General features: G+C 47.1%; 15 protein-coding genes. 9 read left to right on the forward strand and 6 right to left on the reverse strand.

Annotation, left to right across the window (positions count from 1 at the left end; all coding sequences use genetic code 11):
* The first annotated feature begins 6 nt into the window (after positions 1–6).
* The 5 genes from HVMH_RS00435 to HVMH_RS00455 are packed head-to-tail and all read left to right on the forward strand — an operon-like array spanning position 7 to position 6,415.
* Complete coding sequence (locus tag HVMH_RS00435) at positions 7–1,005, forward strand: DUF58 domain-containing protein (protein ID WP_051623060.1); 999 nt, start codon at positions 7–9, stop codon at positions 1,003–1,005.
* The gene (locus HVMH_RS00440; protein ID WP_029911287.1) at positions 1,005–1,697 is read left to right on the forward strand and encodes a DUF4381 domain-containing protein; all 693 of its coding nucleotides are present in this window, start codon (positions 1,005–1,007) and stop codon (positions 1,695–1,697) included. Before HVMH_RS00435 ends, HVMH_RS00440 begins: the two co-directional genes overlap by 1 nt.
* Positions 1,687–2,817 (forward strand): vWA domain-containing protein, encoded by a 1,131-nt coding sequence (locus tag HVMH_RS00445; protein ID WP_035628981.1) that lies wholly within the window; start codon positions 1,687–1,689, stop codon positions 2,815–2,817. The genes HVMH_RS00440 and HVMH_RS00445 overlap by 11 nt, the downstream gene beginning before the upstream one ends.
* Positions 2,817–4,949: a VWA domain-containing protein gene (locus HVMH_RS00450; protein ID WP_029911281.1), complete on the forward strand. Its 2,133-nt coding sequence runs from the start codon at positions 2,817–2,819 to the stop codon at positions 4,947–4,949. The genes HVMH_RS00445 and HVMH_RS00450 overlap by 1 nt, the downstream gene beginning before the upstream one ends.
* On the forward strand, positions 4,943–6,415 hold the full coding sequence (locus tag HVMH_RS00455) for a BatD family protein (RefSeq protein ID WP_029911278.1): 1,473 nt from the start codon (positions 4,943–4,945) through the stop codon (positions 6,413–6,415). The genes HVMH_RS00450 and HVMH_RS00455 overlap by 7 nt, the downstream gene beginning before the upstream one ends.
* A 22-nt stretch (positions 6,416–6,437) precedes the next feature.
* Here the strand turns inward: HVMH_RS00455 and HVMH_RS00460 are convergent, their stop codons facing one another.
* From HVMH_RS00460 to HVMH_RS00475, 4 genes are all read right to left on the reverse strand, one after another.
* The gene (locus HVMH_RS00460) at positions 6,438–6,677 is read right to left on the reverse strand and encodes a hypothetical protein (RefSeq protein WP_029911275.1); all 240 of its coding nucleotides are present in this window, start codon (positions 6,675–6,677) and stop codon (positions 6,438–6,440) included.
* 28 nt (positions 6,678–6,705) lie between these two features.
* Complete coding sequence (gene trxC, locus HVMH_RS00465; protein WP_029911272.1) at positions 6,706–7,128, reverse strand: thioredoxin TrxC; 423 nt, start codon at positions 7,126–7,128, stop codon at positions 6,706–6,708.
* Between the two features lie 87 nt (positions 7,129–7,215).
* Positions 7,216–7,671, reverse strand: a complete 456-nt coding sequence (locus tag HVMH_RS00470) for a hypothetical protein (protein ID WP_029911269.1) — start codon at positions 7,669–7,671, stop codon at positions 7,216–7,218.
* 338 nt (positions 7,672–8,009) lie between these two features.
* The gene (locus HVMH_RS00475; RefSeq protein WP_035628979.1) at positions 8,010–8,345 is read right to left on the reverse strand and encodes a hypothetical protein; all 336 of its coding nucleotides are present in this window, start codon (positions 8,343–8,345) and stop codon (positions 8,010–8,012) included.
* 234 nt (positions 8,346–8,579) lie between these two features.
* On the opposite strand from HVMH_RS00475, the gene HVMH_RS00480 reads away from it, so the two are divergent.
* Both HVMH_RS00480 and HVMH_RS00485 read left to right on the forward strand, forming a co-directional pair.
* The gene (locus HVMH_RS00480) at positions 8,580–19,760 is read left to right on the forward strand and encodes an Ig-like domain-containing protein (RefSeq protein WP_029911263.1); all 11,181 of its coding nucleotides are present in this window, start codon (positions 8,580–8,582) and stop codon (positions 19,758–19,760) included.
* A gap of 35 nt (positions 19,761–19,795) precedes the next feature.
* On the forward strand, positions 19,796–21,166 hold the full coding sequence (locus HVMH_RS00485) for a Sel1-like repeat-containing protein kinase family protein (protein ID WP_155837676.1): 1,371 nt from the start codon (positions 19,796–19,798) through the stop codon (positions 21,164–21,166).
* On the opposite strand, the gene HVMH_RS00490 is transcribed toward HVMH_RS00485, so the two are convergent.
* On the reverse strand, positions 21,149–21,601 hold the full coding sequence (locus tag HVMH_RS00490) for a hypothetical protein (protein ID WP_029911256.1): 453 nt from the start codon (positions 21,599–21,601) through the stop codon (positions 21,149–21,151). The two genes, HVMH_RS00485 and HVMH_RS00490, sit on opposite strands and share 18 nt — an antisense overlap.
* A 310-nt stretch (positions 21,602–21,911) precedes the next feature.
* A protein-coding gene (locus tag HVMH_RS00495; RefSeq protein ID WP_155988733.1) for an IS3 family transposase occupies positions 21,912–23,074 on the reverse strand; the annotation gives its coding sequence in 2 pieces (ribosomal slippage) (positions 21,912–22,810 and positions 22,810–23,074; 1,164 coding nt in all).
* Between the two features lie 27 nt (positions 23,075–23,101).
* Here HVMH_RS00495 and HVMH_RS00500 point away from each other — a divergent pair.
* Both HVMH_RS00500 and HVMH_RS00505 read left to right on the forward strand, forming a co-directional pair.
* A complete protein-coding gene (locus HVMH_RS00500; RefSeq protein ID WP_232087776.1) occupies positions 23,102–23,506 on the forward strand; it encodes an adenine phosphoribosyltransferase in 405 nt (134 codons plus the stop codon).
* A 32-nt stretch (positions 23,507–23,538) separates the two neighbouring features.
* Positions 23,539–24,945: a diguanylate cyclase gene (locus HVMH_RS00505; RefSeq protein WP_029911250.1), complete on the forward strand. Its 1,407-nt coding sequence runs from the start codon at positions 23,539–23,541 to the stop codon at positions 24,943–24,945.
* The last annotated feature ends 33 nt before the right edge of the window (positions 24,946–24,978 follow it).

Below are 24,978 nucleotides of genomic sequence, written 5' to 3' on the forward strand. Positions count from 1 at the left end.
CTTCTCATGTCATCAACGTCGGTGTTTTTACAGCTGAATCGTCTATCTGATTGGTTGCGCAAGCTTTTCAAGCCTGTGCAGCCTGATACTGTGGCAGTTAGACAGCCGATTTTGTCGCAAAAAGACATTCATCAATTGGGTGAAATGTTATCGCAAATGGTGCCGAAAGCAACGCCGAACCCAAAAGCCAGCGAGTCCCTGAAGCAGGGTGAGCAGGGCAGTCGTTTTTTAGGTTCCGGTATGGAGTATGAAGAAAGCCGCTTGTATCAACCGGGTGATGAAGTTCGTCGCATCAACTGGCGTTTGATGGCACGTACCGGACAAGCCTATACCAAATTATTTCAGGAAGAGCGCCAGGAAAGTTGGACGTTACTGGTCGACCAACGCCAGTCCATGCGGTTTGGTACTCAGCAGCGGTTAAAGGTCACGCAAGCGGTTCGTGTTGCCGGGTATTATGCTTGGCAAGCTCAAATAGCAGGACTGCCGGTAGATGCCATTCGTTTATCGGAAACGGTGAAATCCACGCCGATTTTTGAAGGCCGTAGCAGCTACGAACAGTTGATGGAATTCCTGTCGGTGCCTCAGCCGCCGATGACAGTGGCGAAAGAGCCTCGCCTGCATGATGAGCTGTTGGAGTGCCAGAAACGATTGCAAGTGGGTTCACGTCTTATCATCATCAGTGATTTTCAGGATTTGGATGATGCCACTTTGAATGTCATGGCGGCGTTGCAGCAGAAAGTCATGCTCAAAGCGGTGTTGGTCTATGATGCGGTTGAGAAGCAACTTCCGGCGATTTCCGGGCTTAAACTGCAAAGCTTGAGTGGCCGAACACAGGCGCACAGTTTGACCCATCAAGATTACGTTGCTTATGAAACCTGGGCAAGCCAATATTTTGAGACCTTGCGCCAAAAACTGTCACGTGTAGGCGTGACGTTTATTGAAATCTCGACTCAAGACGATTTGTTGAAGCTACACCGTCATGTTGGTTTTGCGGGGGCGGCGTGATGAATATTCTTCGACGTTTTATAAAACAGCCATTGTCTCGACTCTCTTTTGCAGTAGCCAGTCTGCTTGTATTTTTCCTCACCAATAGCGTTGCTGCACAAGATGCACCTGCAACTACGTCTGCCGATTCAGCCAGACAGGCTCAAGACTTGTCGGCACAATTGATTGATATTGAGTTGCCCAGCCAGCCGGGAACGAATTGGTGGTTTTGGTTGGAAATCGGGCTGATTGCAGTGGGGGTGCTGATTTTAGCAGGCGTGCTTTATTGGCTGCGTAATCGCTACTGGAGACGCTTTCACCTTCGTTGGCAGTTGAAAAAATTGAACAATCATTGGTCTAAGCAACCGAGCATGGGTGATCAAGATGAGGGTCATGAAGAAGCCCTAAAACTATTCCAAATTTTCGATGATGCTAAACGCCATCAGTTATTGTTGGCTGAAGATGCGTTGATCTTAAAGCAAACTTTAGAACCACTTTGTTTCAGTCGTAGTCATGCTTCACGTGAAACATTGGTTGCCACTTTGGATGCCTTGAAACAGGCGTTGAATGCGCATGAAAAACATCTGCTGAAAACTTTACCGGGCATGCTTGCAGGTAGGTGGCGTGCTACAATAACAGTCATTTTTTCCCGAATTAAGGGAAAGTCCGTGAATTCGGTCAATTCCAGCCAAGGAGAACATCATGGTCAGTGATGGCATGACTTGGACGGCGTTTTGGCAAGAGATCCCACAATGGTCGACTTGGATTTTCCAACATCCAACGGCTTTGGTGTTGGTTGGTTTAGCACCCGTTTTGACATTAATTTTCTGGGCGGCATCTAAAAGCAAGGCGCGCCTATCCGGGTTAAGTGATTGGGATGAAGTCGCGGAAATGAAATCCATGTCTTTCCGTCATCCATTGATTGACCGCATGCATTGGGTTATGCAGCCACAAACCAAATCAAGTTTTTGGCGCTGGGCGTTGCAAGTTCTACGCTGGAGTATCTTGGCGCTATTGGCGATTGCTTTGGCAAGTCCGGTGAAAGAGGTGCCTTTGCCGCCTGAGCCGCAAACCAAAACCGTGCGGGATTTGGTGTTTGTGATTGAGTCTTCTGCCAGCTTTTTGTTGCCGGACTATGAAATGAATGGTCAACCGACTACGCGTATGGCAGTGGTGAAATCGGTACTTGATCAGTTTGTCTCCGGGCTGCAGGGCAACCGCTTCAGTTTTATTGTTTATGCTGAGCAGGCATTCACGTTAATGCCACTGACTACGGATGCCGTTACGGCGCGATTGATGCTCAAACGCCTGAGACCTTATCTAGCGGGTCGTACGGATGAAGGCGCTGGTGAAGCTTTGGGGTTAGGGCTTCAACAAACTGAAAACTCGACGAAAACCACACAAAAACGCGTAGTGATCTTTATCTCGGATGGGCAATCTCGTGCTAGCCGGATTCCGTTGGATGATGCCATTACTTACGCGCAAGGTTTGAATGTGCCTATTTACACCATCGGGGTCGGCGCGGGGAGTGCACAAGCTGATAAGCGCGCGTTTACCGGTCTGTTATATCAACCATTGAAAAGTGGTATGTTGCAGCATTTGGCGGCTGAAACCGGTGGACGTTATTATCAGGTAAACGGTGAAGCCAGCTTACAGAAAGTATTGCAGGCCATTGATCAAACTGAAGGTGCGCAACTGGAAACACCACAGAAGAAAACCGCGAAAATAGAGCTCTATCCTTATTTTGTCGCATTAGCATTGATGCTATTTGTGCTCTATTTTGCATTGGTGCAACTGCTGGCGAAACGCTTGCAGACAGAGGAGGCGGCATAATGCAAAGTTGGCTGTCTTCTATAGAAAATCACTTAATACGCTTCTTCAATGAGATGTGGACACTCGTTTGGCCTGACGGTTGGGAATGGCGTGATGCGCAGACCCTCTGGTTTGTGTTGGTACCAATCATTTGGTGGCTGGTTGCTTATGTGATTAAAAAACGTCAAACCGCACACTATGCTGATGCCGAGTTACTGCCTTGGGTAAAAGCCGATGCTGCTGCACTTAATGGAATGGGCTCTTCTGCGAATCTGGCTGATGGCGACGGCAGGAGTACGACCCCCCAACCTGGCAGATTTTTCTCGCCTTACCCCTTCGGGCGGCGAGTTCTTTGTTTATGGCATTTTATTAAGCGTGGTTTGAGCAAACTTGTATCGCCAATGGCATTCTTATCTTTTGCCTGGATCGCCATGATTATTTCTCTTGCAGGACCAAGAAGTGCGATTCCCGCGCCAAATGAATCCTCTCGTGCTGGCGTCGATATTTTGATTGGTCTGGATGTATCCCGTTCTATGTTGGTTCAAGATATGGGGGGTAATCGTTTTATTTTCAGCCGTGCTTTGATTGAATCCTTATTGAACCGTTTGGAGCCAAATGATCGTGTCGGGTTGATGGTGTATGCTGGAAAACCGCATTTGGTGACGCCGTTGGCATTTGACAGAGGGCTATTCAAACATTATTTGGGCTTGGTACGTCCGGGCATGTTACCGACCAGAGGGTCGCAGATTTATCCAGCGCTTGATTTTGGATTGAAACATCTCAAACAAACGGCAGGCAAGGCGCAAGTATTGGTGATGTTGACCAATGGTGAACCTGTCGAGTATCAGCCGCAAACGCTGCCGGAAGATTTGGCAAAGAGAAGCGATAAAACGGCAGACAATGATGTTTCAGGCTCTAAAGTGATTTTGGTCGGTGTTGGTAAAAACGCAGCAAGCCGTATTCCTGAGTTTACCGACCCAACCGGATATTTACACGCTTTTGGCAAGTTGGTGACGTCTCGCTTGGAAGCGGACTTTTTGAAAAAACTTGCAGGACAAGTGGCGGGACAGTATCTGCAAGCAACGGATCAGGGCGCATTTTTAGAACAACTCCTGAGTGCGGTAACAGAGCAGGCGCAAAAACGTACTATTGTGTCTTCAACGCCGATTTGGCAAGACCATGCTTGGCCATTTGAGTTGGCGGCCTTTATTTTACTGGTGTTGGCGTTCTATCCAGTTAAATTGGGATCACAAGTTTCCGGTTCAGTTAGTGTGCTGGCGGTTGGATTGCTTTCTGCAAGTCTGCTTGGGTTGCCAACGCCTTCTCAGGCGCAAGATGATGCGGAAGCTTCATCAATGAACTTAAGTGCCAGCCAACAAGTCGCCAAACAACAGCAGGCATACCAAGCCTTCCAATCGAATGATTTTGATTTGTCTGAACAACTTTATGATGGATTGAACCAATATGAGGGTTGGTTTGGCGCTGGAGACGCTGCTTATCGCGCCGCTGATTATGAGTCGGCAGTGTTGTACTTTACGCAAGCTGCTGTTGGCGGGCGAAACGATAAAGAGCGTGCTCAGGCATTGTTTAATTTAGGGAATACCTTTTTCAAATCCAACTTATTTCCGCAAACGATAGAAGCTTATGAACAAGCCTTGGTCTATCTGCCAGATTATGACAAAGCCAAACATAATCTGGAGTTGGCGAAAAAAATGCAACGTCAGCAAAGAAAAGGTAAACAGCAAAACGACGAGAAGGGCAACGGAAGCGGTAGGGGCGATCAGTCTCGTGATGCGGAAGGCAGCTTTTATGGCGGACAAAAGCCAAATAATGAGCCGGGTAAAGGTGTGTCTGGTGATTCTCCAGAGGGAGAAAAGCAGGCGAAAGAATTTGTTTTGCCGGATGAAGAAGACCGTACCGATTTCCGTCTAAAACCATCTGAGAAGCTAGAAGCTACTGACAAGGCTGAAGAAACCGCGAATGCGATTTTAGATCAGCAAAAACGCAGAAGAACCATTGAGAAATTTGAGCAAAAAATGCAACAAGTTCAAGATAAACAGTCTTTGTTATTACAACACCTTTTTGAGCGGGAAGAAGGCTTTCAGGCTGAGCAAGAGCAGGCACATGATCTGCCAGGAGTGAAGCCATGGTAATGAGATGGACAAGTGTTTTGATGCGTCACGCAGGGCTGGTGCTGGCATTATCCTTGGTGGCGATGTCGGCAAAAGCTGACAGTGTGAATTTGTCGCCGCTGCAGATTACGTTGGGTGAGCCGGTGACCCTTATTTTGAAAGGGCACAATATTGAAGGTGACTTCGCAAAATTCGATAAACAAAAGATTCGTAATCAGTTTGAAATCTATGATGTGGATGGTGATTCCGATTACATGCGGTTAGTGCTTTATCCACGCCAAGCAGGACGCGTGCGTTTTCCTGCCCTCCATATCGGTGGCTTGCAGTTCGATGGTGCAGTGGTTCAAGTTGATCCAAATAACGATGTGGCTATCGAATGGCAACCCCCTAAAAACGTGGCTTATATGAACCAGTTGCAGGGTTGGAAAGTGCTGGTCAAAACTTCTGATCCGAGTTTGGGTGCGCGTATGCTTTTGCATCCACATGCCAATGATAAGGTAACGCATATTTTCACCGAACAACCGGTTGGCGGCAATCAACGTTGGTTGGGAAATCAGCGGATGTTTCAAATGCTGGTGGGAAGCGAGCAGCCTGGTAAGGTGAAGGTACGCACACCTATCGTTGAAGTACAAAATACAGGTAACGGACGCCCTTGGTTGTTTTTTGATGAAACCCACTGGATTCACGTGAAACCTTTACCAAGTTATCTGCCGGTTGCCATGCCGATAGGAAAGGTCTCATTGATGCCTAGCAAGCTAAGTTTCTGGCAGGTAGAGAACCAGCAGCTGGATTGGGAGTTAACGGTAAAAGGTGAAAATTTGGATCCAAACACCTTGCCGGACCCTACCAGTCAGTTTGCCTATAATCATGCGGTTGAATGGTTGATGCCAGATCAGAACAAACATGAGCAGTGGACGGAGAGCGGACTGATATCGGAGAGATTGATTAAGCAGCCGTTGCGCTTTGTTTCATTAGGATTGATTCGACTACCGGATATTAGAATCACTTATTTTGACCCTGCCTCCGGTAAGCTCGTCGACCAGTTTATAGCCGGTCAATGGGTGTTTTCTGTTCCTAGAGTCGTATATTGGCTGATGAACGCTTTGTTCTATGCATCCGTTATCTTTCTATTGTTGTTACTGGTATGGATATTCATGGATGCATGGCATAAGTGGCGTTTGATTGTAGCGATTAAACAGGCGCAAAGCAGAGATGAGATGTGGCAAATTCTTGTAACTTGGACGGTTTCTCAGTTTGGTGCAGAGGTGAAAAACCTAAGCTTCGGGCAGTGGGAAAATAAAATCCGTACCCATTATGGAGACTCATTCTCGCTGTCTGAGCTAGTTCATGCTTTGGATAAAGACCATTTCAGTTTGGATGATGAGGATGTTCGGAGTCTGGCATTGGAATGGGCGAAGTCGCTGCCCCTGTTTAAGTGGCAACGTGTCCGTGATCGACTGCTGGCGTTTAAGCTAAAACGTGCTTAAACGCCTTTAATAGCCTACCGTTTCAGAGGTTTCTTAAGGTTTTCCAGTACTTTGAGAAGGCTATGCTAAACGCATAAATCAAAGTGATGATGATAATGACTTGTCCGGCAATGGCCAAGCCATTAGAAAACGCATTTTCACGAACCAAGCTTGGAAACATCAGAAATAACCCAATCACTAATCCTATCGAGATAGTTTTTACCGCAATTTTGACGATGCTTTTAGTTAAGAGCTGTTTGTGCTCCGGTGAGCCAATTTCCATAAAGAGTTTCCTTGATTACGGGTTTAAATTAAATAGATTGTTTGACCCATTGTACAAAGCTTTGCAGAGGCATTGCACCTGATTGTCTGGCGATCTCTTTTCCATTTTTGAAGATGGCGAGTGTCGGAATAGAGCGAATATTAAATTTTCCTGCAATTTGCTGTTCAACTTCTGTATTGATTTTGACAAGCTTGGCATAAGGTTCTAGTTGTTGTGCAGCTTGGGCAAAAGTGGGCGCAAACATCTTACAAGGTCCGCACCATGGTGCCCAGAAATCTACAACAATCGGCTGATCGGTTTTGTCGATGGCACGCATCAATTGTTCACCGGACATTTCGACTGGCGTGCCGGTAAATAGAGGTTGTTTGCATTTACCGCAGGATGGAGATTGACTCAACTTTTCATCAGGAATGCGATTTAATCCACCGCAGTGTGGGCACATAATAATCATATTTGTTTCCTTTCAAGTGACTGTGTTTGGCGTATTTATAAGGTCGTTGTTTTCATTATTCAAGAGTCACAGAAAGGTCTTCAGATTTTAATCCAACCAATCAGGTTTAGGACTTTCACGTCCGCCGGCTTCAAAGCCTTCATCTACAAAACCATGCAACGTAAGGTCGTGGCAATGAATCAACTCAACTAATTTTGGGTCTTCCGCTGTCAGTGTCGCTTGCACGCCGTTTTCAATCGCTTCGTAATGCATGTTTATTTGGTCTTTGTATTCAAATAATGCTGCAAATAATGGATCCCAAGAGCGTATCGCTCTGCCCATGCCAAATCGCTTTCCCATGCCGATTACGTGATCTTGCAGTACTTTTGCCAGTTCTGAGTTTTGAGAAGTGGTCGTGGCAATAATGCCATTGTCGATTTTTTGCGTGTGGCGCTCTAGTTGTTCGTGTTGTTCAAGTAGTTTTGAGAAAAGCGCTTGGTCTTGCTTATGTTGTTCGTCAGTACCATGACCATGACGATAAGGTTTGCCATGAACAGTTTTCATAGAAAGTCCTTGAGTAGGATGGTGAAAGATTATTTTAGGAGATTTTTCAAAAAAAAGCGCCGAATAAATCGGCGCGATTTTCAACTGAGGAGCATATTCAAATAAGCTTAGGAGGTCTTAATTGAATATTATTTGAGTTAATGAAATTAGGTTTCGGAGAAACCCAGTTAACGAAAATCCTTATTCGTTAACCTGAAATAAAGTTTACGCCTAAATTTAATACAAGAGATTTGAGGGAGTGTGAAATTGTATTGAAGAAAGCTGACTGGATGCTAAAAGCCTTCGCCTAACGCTGAGTAAATCAGCGAAAAGGCGATGGAAGAGGAGGATTGTTGTTTTTATTTTTTGTCAGTTGAATTCAGTACGTTGTAATTAGCTTGTGCTTGAAAATTAGCAGAATAGGTCAAACCATTGGTGGTTTCGCCTTTTTCTGTCGCTTCAGTGCTAGCGGAATCTTTTTCGTTCACTCTACGACTTTTCGCCAAATTGAGATAGTCTGATTGCAGCGATTGATTTTTATCCGAAAGTGTTACGGTTGAATTACCCGCAGAAGAGGAAGTTGTCGTCGATTTTTCTGTGACTTTAGGTTCTTTTGCCGTCGTATCAGATAACCCATTAGACTGCATATAAGTGGCTTGGGTTGCACTTGCTAAAACAGGATTAACATTGTTCATAACAGCATTCCTTTTGCGTATCGGAATTGTGCGTTCCTCGCACATTTCTTTCAGTATGAAACTCAATTATAAGAAAAAAATACAAAAAGTCTAGTTTCTTCAATTAGTTAGTGATTCTTAAAAAGCAAGTGGTAGAAAAACGGGGGAATATTGTCCCTAGGTACAATAGATTTTGGTTGACCAAGGTTCTATAGTGCTTTTACTGAGTAAAAAAGCATGAGCTGGAGAAGTCTAATGGCTGCAAGTAATTCTGTTGTAATCGGTCGAGTTGGAGAAATTACCGGGGTAGTTTACATCAAACTTCCTTCTGGAGAGTTGGTACAACTTAAGGAAGGTATGGTTGTCCATGCTAACGATGTTATCGTGACGGCTGATGGAGGATCCATTCTAGTTTACTTGGCAGATGGCTCAGTCTTCACTTTGGGACAAAATTCAGTTGCTCGTTTGGATGACGATATTATGCCAAGAGCAGCTGCTGAAGATTTGCAGGCAAAGAACCAGGATGACGTTAAAGATTTGGCTCAGAAGGTTCTTTCTGGCCATGCCGGTGACTTGGATGCTACTGCAGCAGGGGAAACCGGGCAGCCATTATCTTCTTCTTCTCAGTCACCGGATGCTATTCAAGCTGATAGATCACAAGGTAATGTTACCAGTGGATTTGATACTGGAAATTCAGATGGTCAGGGTACTGGACAGCCTGATAATCAAACAGGTAATGGTGACAGCCAGAACAGCTTTTTTGCAACTCAGCAAGCAGTTTTCTCAGTTTCCCTTGATATTGACAGAATCACTTCAGATAGCTTGGTTAATGCGCAAGAAGCCAACGGTACGATTAATGTGACCGGTACGGTTACTGGGCTGAATTTAGACCACGGTACAGTCACGCTAACAGTTAACGGAAAAGATTATTCAGGAACTTACGGTTCGGACGGGAAATATTCTATTGCGGTTCCTGGAACCGATTTTGTTAATGATTCTGACCAAATCATCCAAGCAACCACTACGGGCTATAACCAGCAAGGAGATCAAGCTACCAGTTCTTCTACTGAGTTTTACTTGATTGATACAAGTGCCGGTCGTGTGTATGTTGATCCAATTACGGGTGACAACCTTGTTGCGGGTAATGAAGATCAAAACGTCACAATCAGCGGTAAAACCACTTCAATTGCAGCAGGTCAAACGGTTACGGTTGACGTTCTTGATGAGGCTGGAGCTACAAAATACACTGGCTCTGCAACTGTAGGTGTTGACGGAAAATGGTCAATTTCAGGCGTTGATATGAGTGGTTGGCCTGATGAAGCAAATTACCATGTGGTTGCTAATGCGGTAGATTCCTCTGGTAACCCTGCAATCAAAGGTGAGCAGGACTTTTCAACGCGTGTTACTCAAAGCGATTCTTTAACCATTCAAGAAAATACGATTGGTACGGGGAATGTTTTGTCCAACGACAGCAATCCAAATCATACTTTACAAGTAACCAACTTCACTATTGCCGGTGACACACAAACTTATTCTGCTGGACAGACAGCAACCATCTCTGGAATAGGTCAGATTGTTGTACAGGCGGATGGTAGTTACCAATTTACGCCTGAGCATAACTGGGATGGTACTGTTCCAAAGCTTACCTATAACACGAATATCAATGAGCATGATACCTTGGATATTTCCGTTGAACCTGTTGGAAGTAACCACACCGGCACGGTGACGATTGACCCTGTGACGGCTGATAACGTAATTAATGCAACTGAAAGTGGTAGCACAGTAGCCGTAACCGGTACTGCTGCTGGTGGAGACATTAAAGCGGGCGATACTGTTACGTTGGTTATTAATGGAACACAGTACACCACAACCGTGGGTTCAGATGGGAAATGGAGTGCAAATGTTGCCGGCTCTGATTTGGCGGTTGACTCGGATAAAACATTTACAGCCGTTGTGTCCTCTAAGGACAGCTCTGGCGGAACGGTTATTAGTAATGCGGATCACACTTACAGTGTCGATACCACAGCGGACAAAGGAACGGTCACGATCAATGACGTGACTTCAGACAACGTGATCAATGCCGCGGAGAGTGGACAAACCATCGCAGTGACAGGAACCGCGACCGGTGGCGACATCAGCAGCGGAGATACGCTAACGATGACCATCAACGGCAAAGACTACAGCACCACCGTCAACAGTGACGGCAGCTGGAGCGTCGATGTAGCCGGCTCCGACCTGGCCGCGGATGCCGACAAAGGCTTCACAGCGAGTGTTGCGTCAAGCGATGCCGCGGGCAACACAGTGACCACCACAGCGGATCACACTTACAGTGTCGATACCACAGCGGACAAAGGAACGGTCACGATCAATGACGTGACTTCAGACAACGTGATCAATGCCGCGGAGAGTGGACAAACCATCGCAGTGACAGGAACCGCGACCGGTGGCGACATCAGCAGCGGAGATACGCTAACGATGACCATCAACGGCAAAGACTACAGCACCACCGTCAACAGTGACGGCAGCTGGAGCGTCGATGTAGCCGGCTCCGACCTGGCCGCGGATGCCGACAAAGGCTTCACAGCGAGTGTTGCGTCAAGCGATGCCGCGGGCAACACAGTGACCACCACAGCGGATCACACTTACAGTGTCGATACCACAGCGGACAAAGGAACGGTCACGATCAATGACGTGACTTCAGACAACGTGATCAATGCCGCGGAGAGTGGACAAACCATCGCAGTGACAGGAACCGCGACCGGTGGCGACATCAGCAGCGGAGATACGCTAACGATGACCATCAACGGCAAAGACTACAGCACCACCGTCAACAGTGACGGCAGCTGGAGCGTCGATGTAGCCGGCTCCGACCTGGCCGCGGATGCCGACAAAGGCTTCACAGCGAGTGTTGCGTCAAGCGATGCCGCGGGCAACACAGTGACCACCACAGCGGATCACACTTACAGTGTCGATACCACAGCGGACAAAGGAACGGTCACGATCAATGACGTGACTTCAGACAACGTGATCAATGCCGCGGAGAGTGGACAAACCATCGCAGTGACAGGAACCGCGACCGGTGGCGACATCAGCAGCGGAGATACGCTAACGATGACCATCAACGGCAAAGACTACAGCACCACCGTCAACAGTGACGGCAGCTGGAGCGTCGATGTAGCCGGCTCCGACCTGGCCGCGGATGCCGACAAAGGCTTCACAGCGAGTGTTGCGTCAAGCGATGCCGCGGGCAACACAGTGACCACCACAGCGGATCACACTTACAGTGTCGATACCACAGCGGACAAAGGAACGGTCACGATCAATGACGTGACTTCAGACAACGTGATCAATGCCGCGGAGAGTGGACAAACCATCGCAGTGACAGGAACCGCGACCGGTGGCGACATCAGCAGCGGAGATACGCTAACGATGACCATCAACGGCAAAGACTACAGCACCACCGTCAACAGTGACGGCAGCTGGAGCGTCGATGTAGCCGGCTCCGACCTGGCCGCGGATGCCGACAAAGGCTTCACAGCGAGTGTTGCGTCAAGCGATGCCGCGGGCAACACAGTGACCACCACAGCGGATCACACTTACAGTGTCGATACCACAGCGGACAAAGGAACGGTCACGATCAATGACGTGACTTCAGACAACGTGATCAATGCCGCGGAGAGTGGACAAACCATCGCAGTGACAGGAACCGCGACCGGTGGCGACATCAGCAGCGGAGATACGCTAACGATGACCATCAACGGCAAAGACTACAGCACCACCGTCAACAGTGACGGCAGCTGGAGCGTCGATGTAGCCGGCTCCGACCTGGCCGCGGATGCCGACAAAGGCTTCACAGCGAGTGTTGCGTCAAGCGATGCCGCGGGCAACACAGTGACCACCACAGCGGATCACACTTACAGTGTCGATACCACAGCGGACAAAGGAACGGTCACGATCAATGACGTGACTTCAGACAACGTGATCAATGCCGCGGAGAGTGGACAAACCATCGCAGTGACAGGAACCGCGACCGGTGGCGACATCAGCAGCGGAGATACGCTAACGATGACCATCAACGGCAAAGACTACAGCACCACCGTCAACAGTGACGGCAGCTGGAGCGTCGATGTAGCCGGCTCCGACCTGGCCGCGGATGCCGACAAAGGCTTCACAGCGAGTGTTGCGTCAAGCGATGCCGCGGGCAACACAGTGACCACCACAGCGGATCACACTTACAGTGTCGATACCACAGCGGACAAAGGAACGGTCACGATCAATGACGTGACTTCAGACAACGTGATCAATGCCGCGGAGAGTGGACAAACCATCGCAGTGACAGGAACCGCGACCGGTGGCGACATCAGCAGCGGAGATACGCTAACGATGACCATCAACGGCAAAGACTACAGCACCACCGTCAACAGTGACGGCAGCTGGAGCGTCGATGTAGCCGGCTCCGACCTGGCCGCGGATGCCGACAAAGGCTTCACAGCGAGTGTTGCGTCAAGCGATGCCGCGGGCAACACAGTGACCACCACAGCGGATCACACTTACAGTGTCGATACCACAGCGGACAAAGGAACGGTCACGATCAATGACGTGACTTCAGACAACGTGATCAATGCCGCGGAGAGTGGACAAACCATCGCAGTGACAGGAACCGCGACCGGTGGCGACATCAGCAGCGGAGATACGCTAACGATGACCATCAACGGCAAAGACTACAGCACCACCGTCAACAGTGACGGCAGCTGGAGCGTCGATGTAGCCGGCTCCGACCTGGCCGCGGATGCCGACAAAGGCTTCACAGCGAGTGTTGCGTCAAGCGATGCCGCGGGCAACACAGTGACCACCACAGCGGATCACACTTACAGTGTCGATACCACAGCGGACAAAGGAACGGTCACGATCAATGACGTGACTTCAGACAACGTGATCAATGCCGCGGAGAGTGGACAAACCATCGCAGTGACAGGAACCGCGACCGGTGGCGACATCAGCAGCGGAGATACGCTAACGATGACCATCAACGGCAAAGACTACAGCACCACCGTCAACAGTGACGGCAGCTGGAGCGTCGATGTAGCCGGCTCCGACCTGGCCGCGGATGCCGACAAAGGCTTCACAGCGAGTGTTGCGTCAAGCGATGCCGCGGGCAACACAGTGACCACCACAGCGGATCACACTTACAGTGTCGATACCACAGCGGACAAAGGAACGGTCACGATCAATGACGTGACTTCAGACAACGTGATCAATGCCGCGGAGAGTGGACAAACCATCGCAGTGACAGGAACCGCGACCGGTGGCGACATCAGCAGCGGAGATACGCTAACGATGACCATCAACGGCAAAGACTACAGCACCACCGTCAACAGTGACGGCAGCTGGAGCGTCGATGTAGCCGGCTCCGACCTGGCCGCGGATGCCGACAAAGGCTTCACAGCGAGTGTTGCGTCAAGCGATGCCGCGGGCAACACAGTGACCACCACAGCGGATCACACTTACAGTGTCGATACCACAGCGGACAAAGGAACGGTCACGATCAATGACGTGACTTCAGACAACGTGATCAATGCCGCGGAGAGTGGACAAACCATCGCAGTGACAGGAACCGCGACCGGTGGCGACATCAGCAGCGGAGATACGCTAACGATGACCATCAACGGCAAAGACTACAGCACCACCGTCAACAGTGACGGCAGCTGGAGCGTCGATGTAGCCGGCTCCGACCTGGCCGCGGATGCCGACAAAGGCTTCACAGCGAGTGTTGCGTCAAGCGATGCCGCGGGCAACACAGTGACCACCACAGCGGATCACACTTACAGTGTCGATACCACAGCGGACAAAGGAACGGTCACGATCAATGACGTGACTTCAGACAACGTGATCAATGCCGCGGAGAGTGGACAAACCATCGCAGTGACAGGAACCGCGACCGGTGGCGACATCAGCAGCGGAGATACGCTAACGATGACCATCAACGGCAAAGACTACAGCACCACCGTCAACAGTGACGGCAGCTGGAGCGTCGATGTAGCCGGCTCCGACCTGGCCGCGGATGCCGACAAAGGCTTCACAGCGAGTGTTGCGTCAAGCGATGCCGCGGGCAACACAGTGACCACCACAGCGGATCACACTTACAGTGTCGATACCACAGCGGACAAAGGAACGGTCACGATCAATGACGTGACTTCAGACAACGTGATCAATGCCGCGGAGAGTGGACAAACCATCGCAGTGACAGGAACCGCGACCGGTGGCGACATCAGCAGCGGAGATACGCTAACGATGACCATCAACGGCAAAGACTACAGCACCACCGTCAACAGTGACGGCAGCTGGAGCGTCGATGTAGCCGGCTCCGACCTGGCCGCGGATGCCGACAAAGGCTTCACAGCGAGTGTTGCGTCAAGCGATGCCGCGGGCAACACAGTGACCACCACAGCGGATCACACTTACAGTGTCGATACCACAGCGGACAAAGGAACGGTCACGATCAATGACGTGACTTCAGACAACGTGATCAATGCCGCGGAGAGTGGACAAACCATCGCAGTGACAGGAACCGCGACCGGTGGCGACATCAGCAGCGGAGATACGCTAACGATGACCATCAACGGCAAAGACTACAGCACCACCGTCAACAGTGACGGCAGCTGGAGCGTCGATGTAGCCGGCTCCGACCTGGCCGCGGATGCCGACAAAGGCTTCACAGCGAGTGTTGCGTCAAGCGATGCCGCGGGCAACACAGTGACCACCACAGCGGATCACACTTACAGTGTCGATACCACAGCGGACAAAGGAACGGTCACGATCAATGACGTGACTTCAGACAACGTGATCAATGCCGCGGAGAGTGGACAAACCATCGCAGTGACAGGAACCGCGACCGGTGGCGACATCAGCAGCGGAGATACGCTAACGATGACCATCAACGGCAAAGACTACAGCACCACCGTCAACAGTGACGGCAGCTGGAGCGTCGATGTAGCCGGCTCCGACCTGGCCGCGGATGCCGACAAAGGCTTCACAGCGAGTGTTGCGTCAAGCGATGCCGCGGGCAACACAGTGACCACCACAGCGGATCACACTTACAGTGTCGATACCACAGCGGACAAAGGAACGGTCACGATCAATGACGTGACTTCAGACAACGTGATCAATGCCGCGGAGAGTGGACAAACCATCGCAGTGACAGGAACCGCGACCGGTGGCGACATCAGCAGCGGAGATACGCTAACGATGACCATCAACGGCAAAGACTACAGCACCACCGTCAACAGTGACGGCAGCTGGAGCGTCGATGTAGCCGGCTCCGACCTGGCCGCGGATGCCGACAAAGGCTTCACAGCGAGTGTTGCGTCAAGCGATGCCGCGGGCAACACAGTGACCACCACAGCGGATCACACTTATGCCGTAGACACTCAGGCACCAGACAAGCCAGTGATAACAAATATCACTGACACCAATGGTGATTATTCAAATGTGATATTGCATGGTACAGGTGAGCCTGGCGCAACCGTTACGCTGCTCAGCCGTGAAGGTAGTACCACTGGTGGAAATGACACTGGTTCTTGGACCTATACTGCTGTTGAAACAAGTACGCCAATTGTTGTCGATGCAAATGGGAATTGGACGGTTGATATTTCAAACCTTCCAAATACACCTATTGATGACAATGAGTTCTTTAAAGCAACTCAAATAGATGCGTCGGGCAATGTCAGTGCAGATTCTGATTCTGTTCACTACTGGCATGGTGATTGGTCTTCTGTTGCAACGGAAGCTAATGATGACTATGTCATGATGGGTTCAGGCAAAGACCAAATCATCATAAGCAGTAATGATACAAATGATCATTTCGTTGTAGATGGTGGTGATAACATCGATACGGCTGTATTCAGTGGCAAATTCTCTGATTATGCATTATCAACTAGCTCAACGGGTAGCTTGATAGTTACAGAGGGCGTTAGCACGGATTCCAATGGTAATGGTGTTGGCGATGTTGATGAACTGAGAAATATTGAGAAAGTTAAATTTACTGATGGTACATACGATGTCCCAACAGGTGTATTCAAATTAAATGGTATTAGCGTAGACATTGAGCATGATACGGGTACAAGTTCCACCGATAGAATCACAAATGACAGCACTTTGAAAGTGACAGGTTTGGTGTCTGGAGCAACTATTGAGTACAGTTCTGATGGTGGACAAACTTGGACGACTCAATATAACCCTCAAGAAGGGGTTAACAACATTTCCGTTCGTCAAGTGGATGCAGAAGGCCATACTTCTGACAGTTCGAATGTTAGCTTCACTCTTGATACCCAAGCGGGTGCTAACATTGATGTTGATATTCTTACAGGCGATGGATACCTGACTGCTGCAGAAGCTTTTCCAGGGGTTAAAGTGCCTGTTACAGGTTATGTTCAAGGCGATGCGCAACCTGGTGATACGATTTCCATTATCTTGGATGGCAACGTAATTGGAACAGGAACGGTTTCTTCGGATGTTAACTCAAGCGGTGCATACACATTTAGTGTCGACGTTCTTGGTAGTGATTTAGCTGATGGTTCAGGAATGATTCCTGAATTAAAAGCAACTGTTACCGGTTCAGATGTAGCAGGCAATACCTTTAGTGCAGAGAGCACTGAAGTCTATATGAAAGACTTTATCGCAACGGTATCGATTAATGTTACAGATGGAAACACCTCTGATAGTGACAATGTAATCTCTGCATCAGAAGCAAGTTCAACTGTTGTTTCTGGGAATGTTGAAGTTGGCGGTCAGGTAAGTTCAATAACCATTTCTGATGGGACCAATACTCTAACGATCCCTGCAAACCAAATTACGGTTTACTCAAATGGTTATTACACGGTTAATACTGATGTTTCATCTTTGAATGACGGTGTTCTGACTGTAAGCGTTGAAGCCAGTGATAAATTGGGTAATGTTGGGACCAATAGCACGACTATTGAGAAAGACACTCAAGCTCAGGCAGGAACCGTCACTGTTGATAGTATTACGGATGACAATATTGTTAACACAATGGAGAGTGGACAAACCATCGCAGTGACAGGAACCGCGACCGGTGGCGACATCAGCAGCGGAGATACGCTAACGATGACCATCAACGGCAAAGACTACAGCACCACCGTCAACAGTGACGGCAACTGGAGCGTCGATGTAGCCGGCTCCGACCTGGCCGCGGATGCCGACAAAGGCTTCACAGCGAGTGTTGCGTCAAGCGATGCCGCGGGCAACACAGTTACCAGTTCTGCTGCACATTCTTATACAGTTGATTCACAGCCAGAAGGACATGATGAGACTCAGACTATGGATTTCGAATCTGCAACTGTTTCTCAGAAAACCACAAATGTTGTAATTACGTTAGATATTTCTGGTTCTATGGACAGTGACAGTCGTTTGGCTCTTGCTAAGTCTGCACTCGAAAAAATGATTAATGCCTACGATAATCAAGGCAATGTTAACGTTAAATTAGTCGCTTTCAACGGCGGTGCCACATTGGAACAGCATGATGGCAGCGTTTGGTTAAAAGCAGATGAAGCCATAAGCATTATTAAAGATCTTCAGGCTGGTGGAAGCACTAATTATGAAGATGCTGTTCTTAAAACTTATAGTAATTACTCTGAACCTACAGCAGATAAGACGGTTGCTTATTTTATTTCTGATGGTGAGCCAACTACAGAAAATTATGGTGGTAATGGCAGTGGAACCGCAGGGGGCTTCTTAGACAATGACTATGAGCATGGTTGGGATAACTTTGTTAGTCAATATGTAGATGATTTGCATGTGGTTGCTTTAGGTGATGATGCACTGAACTCTAAATACTTAGATGTGTTAGCCTCAGCCGGAAACAATGTCTCGACGGTTACGGAAGTATCAGATGCTTCGCAATTAAGCGATGCAATTGTCCCTACTAATACTGAACTTTCCGTAACTGGTACGGTCTCTGATAATGTAACAGGTGGTGACGGAGCGATTACGATTCAAAGTATCACTGTTGATGGTACAGCCTACACTTCTAGTACTTTCCCGAGTGAAGGCGTCGCGATTAATGGTAAAGGGACTCTGGCATTTGATTTCTCAACGGGTAACTACACCTATTCTGCGGGATCAAATGAATTTACCAAAGATGTGACTCAAATGTTTACCGTAACCGCTGCTGATGCCGATGGTGATACGGCTGATGTAAAAGTTAGTATTAATGTTAATGTTGATGACACAGCGTCTAATGCGACATTAAGTATGTCGATTGGTGATGCTGAGGTGACTACTACACATAATTACACTTATGACTCAGACGATGCGCGTAACGCTAACCATGATAACTATCATAGCCTTCACGATGCTCTGGAAGGTCAGAATGGCTGTAATCATTCTAATGGTACATTAGTCTACAAAAATGTTAATGAAACCAGTTGGAATCTTAGTGACTCTTCTGACAAGTTGTTTGCCATTACAGGAAACTCTCATAATGCAAACATTAATTTAAGCGGTGGAAATAACACGCTTATTTTTGAAAAAGATCCAGGCAGCAATATTGCGGTTAACTTTGGTTCGGGTAAAGATGTACTTATACTTCCTGGAAGCGAGTCCGATTATAATTTGAGTGCCTTCCACAACAATGGAGGCGTCTTAAGTGGTCAAATTACAGGTCATGACAACATGAACTTGACGGTGAATAACCTTGACTGCTTGGTGTTTAGTGATCAGGTTATGGGCGACTCATCTCTTTACAAAGGGGAGACATCAAATCATTACACTTATGATCTAAGTGCTTCTGCTAGCCTGACAGATACAGATGGATCAGAATCTTTGTCAGACATTACAATTTCTGGATTGCCTGATGATGGTTCAGTCACGGTCACAGGTACAGATGTTTCCAAAAACGATGATGGCACATACAATGTTAAGTTGCAGGATGATGGAAAAATTGCAGATGATGTGAAGATTTCTTCTTCAAAAGAGCTGACTTCCAGCGAATTGAATGATGTCCATGCATCAGTAACTTCTACCGAAAGTAACGGTAATGAGACAGCGACAACGGAAGTCAATGAGAGTGGTGATAACTTCCTGTACGCTGATACCGGAGATGATTTGTTTGTGGGAACAAATCAGTCTGATACCATCAAAGTTGATGGCGATGGTTCAACCACCGTTCAAAACTTTGACGTGCAGAACGATGTTCTTGACTTGAGTGATGTCATTGCAGATGATCAAGTTGTGACTCAAGATACCTTGTCGCAGTATTTGACGGTTACGCAAACAGATAAAGGTACAGAAGTGACAGTTGATTCGAACGGAAAAGATGTTGCCGGCGGAGAAGTTGCCAACATCATGCTTGAAGGTTTGAACGATTCAAATAATCTTCAAATTCAGATTGATGATAATAAGGTAGACTACCACGACTAAGTCTCTGTTCGTACTTCCTATGGATGGAGTAATGATTGACGCTTAAAAGGCATGAAATGTCCAGTAATCCATTTGAAAACCAAGTAGATATTACAAAATCCAAGCTATTACAAAACGATAGCTTGGTTTCATCCTATAAGGTTAAGCAAGTGATTGAAGATGACAGTGTGTCTCGATGGGTTCGAGTTCTGCATGACATCAGCAATCATTATGCAATTAAGCGAGAAAAAGACCTGCTGATTTATTTGAATCAGTTCAAAGATGACTTTGTTCGCTTTGACGAAATTCGTAAGGTTCAATTCAATTATCTGCAATTTTTCGATTTTGTAGGTAAGCGGACGCTGCAGGAGAAAGTTAAAAAAACAGGGCCTCTATCGGAAAAGCAAGCTCGTCACCTTCTTGAAAATGTCCTATCCGGGTTAGAAAAACTACATGGTGTCGGCTTTGTTCATAACAATATTCGCCCAGAGTCTATCCTAGTCGGGAAAGATCATTATTACCTTTTTTCGATGGATCATGCGATTCCAATGCTGACCAGCTATGAATCTGAGTTGCTGGTGGGCGATCAACGCTATACGGCGCCGGAGCGTATGAATGGCCAAGCTTCAGAAGCTAGTGATGTCTATGCACTGGGCTGCATGCTGTATTACGCATTGTCAGGAAAGCATATTTATCGCTTAAAGCCGAATCAAGATCGCTATCAACAGCTTTATGCTCATGCATTTCATTCCATGTCCAAAGAAAACAGCTTGCCTTATTTTTGGCGACAACTGGTTATTTGGATGACGCAGAAACAGCCGGAAAAGAGACCCAACCTGGCAGATTTAAAGCAATGGCTGGTAGATCAAGTTGTACCTAAGTTTATTCGTGATGAAGTCATCGGGCATAATCGAAAATCATCTGAAACGCCTTTAGAAGACTTAGCCAATCAGCATTGTTTGTTTGCACAATTTAAAAAGGCGAATGAATATGAAGCAGAAGGCAACCTTGATTCTGCATTTAACCTTTATGAAAATGGTGCATTCAGAGAATATTCTCGTGCAGAGAACAATTTAGGTCTTATGTACGAAAAAGGCGCGCCTATTAAGCAGGACTACTTTAAAGCCATGAATTACTATCATATGGCTTATCAAAAAGGAAATCCCTATGCGGCTTATAACTTAGGACGTATGTTTGAAAAAGGTCTGGGAACCAGTGTTGATTTGAAGAAAGCGTTTAAACTCTTCCAGTTTTCAGCATTAAGAGGGCATCGTCCTGCACAACATAAGATAGGTTCTTTTTATGCGGAAGGGCAAGGTATTCCAAAGAATTTAATTCAAGCGCGTTTTTGGTTCGGGCTAGCGGCCAGATATGGTTGCCTAGAGTCAGAAAACAGTATCAAGAAGCTATTAACGGCTAGCCTTTGACATGCCAACTTTAAAAGACTTTTCTCTGTTTTGTTGTAAAAGCAGTTCTGAAAAGTCTCCCAACCACTTCGATAACACATGCATTTCTTTGGCCTGAGTGAACTCCATGAGTTCTTTTAAAGTCGCCTGCTTGATTGGGTAGTTGATGCTACTGCATGCGGCTTTGATCAGATAAAAAATCTCATCCTGAGAAAATTTTGGATTTGGCAGGAAATAGGTACTTTTGGCTAAGATAGCAGCATTGATTAGCGCTAGCCAATAGCGGTCTGAAACATGTTTGGTTGCCAGTAATTCCTTATCAGGCTCAGTCTTTTCTCTAAGTGCAAGGATTTGACCTAAAGAATAAGTCGACAGCAGTTCCAAAGCCAAATCTCGGGCATTAGGCGGTAACTCCTGTAGCAATGACTGTTCATAATCGTTTTCCAACAATTCCATAACCAAACGCCGTGTTGATGTAGTTCAAAATAAGTTTTACTGAACTGTAAATAAAAGTTTCTGTTTACGAAACCAGAGTTTATTTCAGAATTATTTTATAGAATATATTTATCTATATTTTATCCCATAAAGAGGTTTGAAACCATGTCCAACCATTATCTTGCAAAGTATTTAGACGGTGTCCCAGATTTTCCTAAGCCAGGAATCCTGTTTCAAGATATTTCACCTTTATTGAAGTCGCATTTCAGTGAGACGATTGATGCGATTTCTGCATTATTCTCTCATGATGAATGGGAAGAAATTGTACTGGTCAAGCAATTTCGGACACATCACGTTTATAATTTTCATATTCAATAGGACTCATGTCACCATTGCTTGTATGAAGCCTTTCTAAGTTGTAATAACGCATATACGCTTTCACATCGTCAATCATATGCTCATGGTTAGGTTGATGTACTTTGAGCAGCCAGTCATGCTTTAAACTGCCAAAGAACCTTTCAACCACGGCATTATCCCAACACGCGCCAACATCGCCCATTGAGGCTCGGATTTTGAATTGTTTCAGCTGCGCTCTAAATGCGTCACTGGTGTATTGTGATCCACGATCACTATGGAAGATCACCCCTTTGGGCGGCTTTCTAAGCCAGTAGGCTTGCTTGAGCGACTCAAGCACGAGTTCGGTGGTCATGCGCGGGCTGATTGACCAACCGATAATCCGGCGTGAGTACAAGTCCATCACCACGCTCAGGTATAGCCAACCCTGTGCGGTTTTTAAATAGGTGATATCACCGGCCCACACTTGATTCATGCCTGTGGGGTTAAAGTCCATGTTCACAAGGTTATCTGCCACAGCGTGGCTTGGGTCCCGTTTTGTGGTGACTTTGAATGCAACACGCTGTTCAACCTTTAGGTTTAAGATTTCCATTAACTTGATGACTTTGTGGCGCCCAACCTTAAAGCCTTCTTTACGTAATCGCTTCATCAGTTCTCGTGAACCGAGACTGTTTCGACTGGCTATAAAAAGGGCTTTAGCTCGCCGATACAGTCGCAGTTGTTCTTCGGTAATAATAGCCTTGGGACGCTTGATCCAATCGTAATAGCCGGAGCGGCTAAAACTCATCACCTTACAGCTTAATTTAACCGAGTAGCCTTCTTGCGCCAACGTATGGATAAACTCAAATCCTAGTGCATTTCTCGGGCGAAGAAGGCTGAGGCCTTTTTTAAAATGTCTTTTTCCATTCGAAGCCGCTTGTTTTCAGCTCGCAGCTTTTTGAGTTCTTCACGCTCATTATCGCTTAAGGCCGCACCATTGGTTTGCGCTTCAAGCTTGTCTTTCCACTTGTAAAGCAAGTTTGGATTAACGCCTAGCGCTTGCGCCGCTTCAGCAACGCTATAACCTTGTTCAGTGACAAGCGCGACCGCTTCTTGTTTAAATTCTTTGGTGTAAGTTTTATAAACTCGCTTCTGATTCATAACCACTCCTAGATTCGACAACATCTATTGTCTCTCATTGAAGTGTCCGTTTCCATTAGACCAGTTCAAATCGATTGTTTGGTTGGTATTGAGTCCCGGGGCTTTATCTTTGCCTCTGCATTGGCCTACAAGCACAATAAGGGATTCATTAAGGTCAGAAAGCCAGGAAAACTGCCAAATGTAAAGGCTAAAAAATCATACGGTTTGGAGTATGGAACTGACAGCTTGGAGATGCAGGCGGGTCAGGGGCAAAAAGTGGTTATTCTTGATGACTTGATTGCGACAGGTGGGTCAATGGAAGCTGCGGCGCACTTATGTGAAGAAGTCGGTTATGACGTTGTTGGTTTGGCTTGTCTGATTGACTTAACTTCTCTAAATAACTTCAATTTCAAAGGAATGGGTGTCCGTTCCGTGATTCAATTCGACGACTAGCTAGACTGGTTTCTGAATAAAAGAGATATTTCATGCAACTGCCTCGACTGACAAACAGTATTTTCCTTGATCAATTCCTTTTCATGCAGCTGATCGGTGTATTCATCGGTTTGGCGTTTCCCCATTTCCTAGTTTGGTATGGGTTTCATGCAGAAGAGGTGCTGACGATCGATTTTTATATCGTTTCTCAGGTCGCGGGGCAAATTGTCGGTTTGATTAGCTTCTTGTTGATTTCAATGGTCATTCGCCCGCATTTGAAGCTTTTGTCGAACAAAATGCAGGATATTGCTAACGGATTGCAGAGTAAGTCTTTTGATGACCATACCCTTAATTGCGAAGAAGGGATGTGTCAGATTGAAGTCTCGTCCAATGATGAGATAGGCGTGAGTGCACGCGCTTATAACCAGCTGCTTGATGCGCTAATCAAGTCTCATGAAGTTGAGCGTGTTTTCGGTAGATTCTCCAAGATCATGTCGGAAAACCTGGATTTATCCAAATTGGCGGATGAAACCTTGAGTCTCCTGATACAAACCACCAATTTTGAAGCGGGAGCATTCTTGGTTATTAGGCAGGGCACGCTGAATGTGATTGCATCGCAAGGTATTCTTGACCCTGAAAGTCTGCCTGATCATGATGTCATTGAAAAATGTCTGAAAGAGATTAAAACTAAGCGTATTTCTTTGCCCGATAACATTGAACTGGACGGCGTTTTGACGCATTTCCGACCTTCTGAGATATTCGTCGAACCGATTGAGTTTAAAGGAACGGTCTTAGGCGCATTGGTTGCCGCAACGGGCGCTTATGCTGCGGATGACCATACGGAACAGTTGGCACAATTGTTCAGTAGAAGTATTGGATTGGCAATCAACAATGCAATGATTCACTCTAAATTCCAGAAGCTAGCTGCAGTGGACGGTTTGACTGGGGTCTACAATCGCCGCTTTGGGATGGAACGACTAAAAGAAGACTTCTCAAGAGCCATTCGCGAACAAACCAATATGACACTGGCGATGATTGATATCGACCATTTCAAATCCATCAATGATAACTATGGTCACCTGGTTGGAGATCGTGTCATTAAGATGATTGCCGCGATTATCAAGAATACGGTGCGCGAAGGGGATATCGTGGTTCGTTATGGCGGAGAAGAGTTTCTGATGATTCTTCATGGCGCTTCCTGCCAAAACGCGTTCAATATTTGTGAGCGTATTCGCCACCAAGTGAAAGACACGCTATTCCAAGAAAATAATCAGGTTATTCAAGTCACGGTCAGTGTCGGGTTGGCAGCCTATCCTGAGCAACCTGCTGGCGATGAAATGGAGCTTATCCATAAAGCAGACCAAGCGCTTTATCAGTCAAAAGAAGGTGGTAGAGACCAAGTTGTTAAGTTTGGTGTGCTAGTAAATGAAGTGGAAGATAGTTCAGAGGTGTTGGTTTAAGCTTTGGGCAGAGCGCCCCAAAGCTTGATAGGC

It is taken from the genome of Hydrogenovibrio marinus (genome assembly GCF_013340845.1).
Taxonomy (GTDB): Bacteria; Pseudomonadota; Gammaproteobacteria; order Thiomicrospirales; family Thiomicrospiraceae; genus Hydrogenovibrio; species Hydrogenovibrio marinus.

Coding starts and splice junctions, on each gene's coding strand:
- HVMH_RS00435 (WP_051623060.1), top strand. CDS start 7: ATGTCATCAACGTCGGTGTTTTTACAGCTGAATCGTCTATCTGATTGG.
- HVMH_RS00440 (WP_029911287.1), top strand. CDS start 1,005: ATGAATATTCTTCGACGTTTTATAAAACAGCCATTGTCTCGACTCTCT.
- HVMH_RS00445 (WP_035628981.1), top strand. CDS start 1,687: ATGGTCAGTGATGGCATGACTTGGACGGCGTTTTGGCAAGAGATCCCA.
- HVMH_RS00450 (WP_029911281.1), top strand. CDS start 2,817: ATGCAAAGTTGGCTGTCTTCTATAGAAAATCACTTAATACGCTTCTTC.
- HVMH_RS00455 (WP_029911278.1), top strand. CDS start 4,943: ATGGTAATGAGATGGACAAGTGTTTTGATGCGTCACGCAGGGCTGGTG.
- HVMH_RS00460 (WP_029911275.1), bottom strand. CDS start 6,677: ATGGAAATTGGCTCACCGGAGCACAAACAGCTCTTAACTAAAAGCATC.
- trxC (WP_029911272.1), bottom strand. CDS start 7,128: ATGATTATTATGTGCCCACACTGCGGTGGATTAAATCGCATTCCTGAT.
- HVMH_RS00470 (WP_029911269.1), bottom strand. CDS start 7,671: ATGAAAACTGTTCATGGCAAACCTTATCGTCATGGTCATGGTACTGAC.
- HVMH_RS00475 (WP_035628979.1), bottom strand. CDS start 8,345: ATGAACAATGTTAATCCTGTTTTAGCAAGTGCAACCCAAGCCACTTAT.
- HVMH_RS00480 (WP_029911263.1), top strand. CDS start 8,580: ATGGCTGCAAGTAATTCTGTTGTAATCGGTCGAGTTGGAGAAATTACC.
- HVMH_RS00490 (WP_029911256.1), bottom strand. CDS start 21,601: ATGGAATTGTTGGAAAACGATTATGAACAGTCATTGCTACAGGAGTTA.
- HVMH_RS00505 (WP_029911250.1), top strand. CDS start 23,539: ATGCAACTGCCTCGACTGACAAACAGTATTTTCCTTGATCAATTCCTT.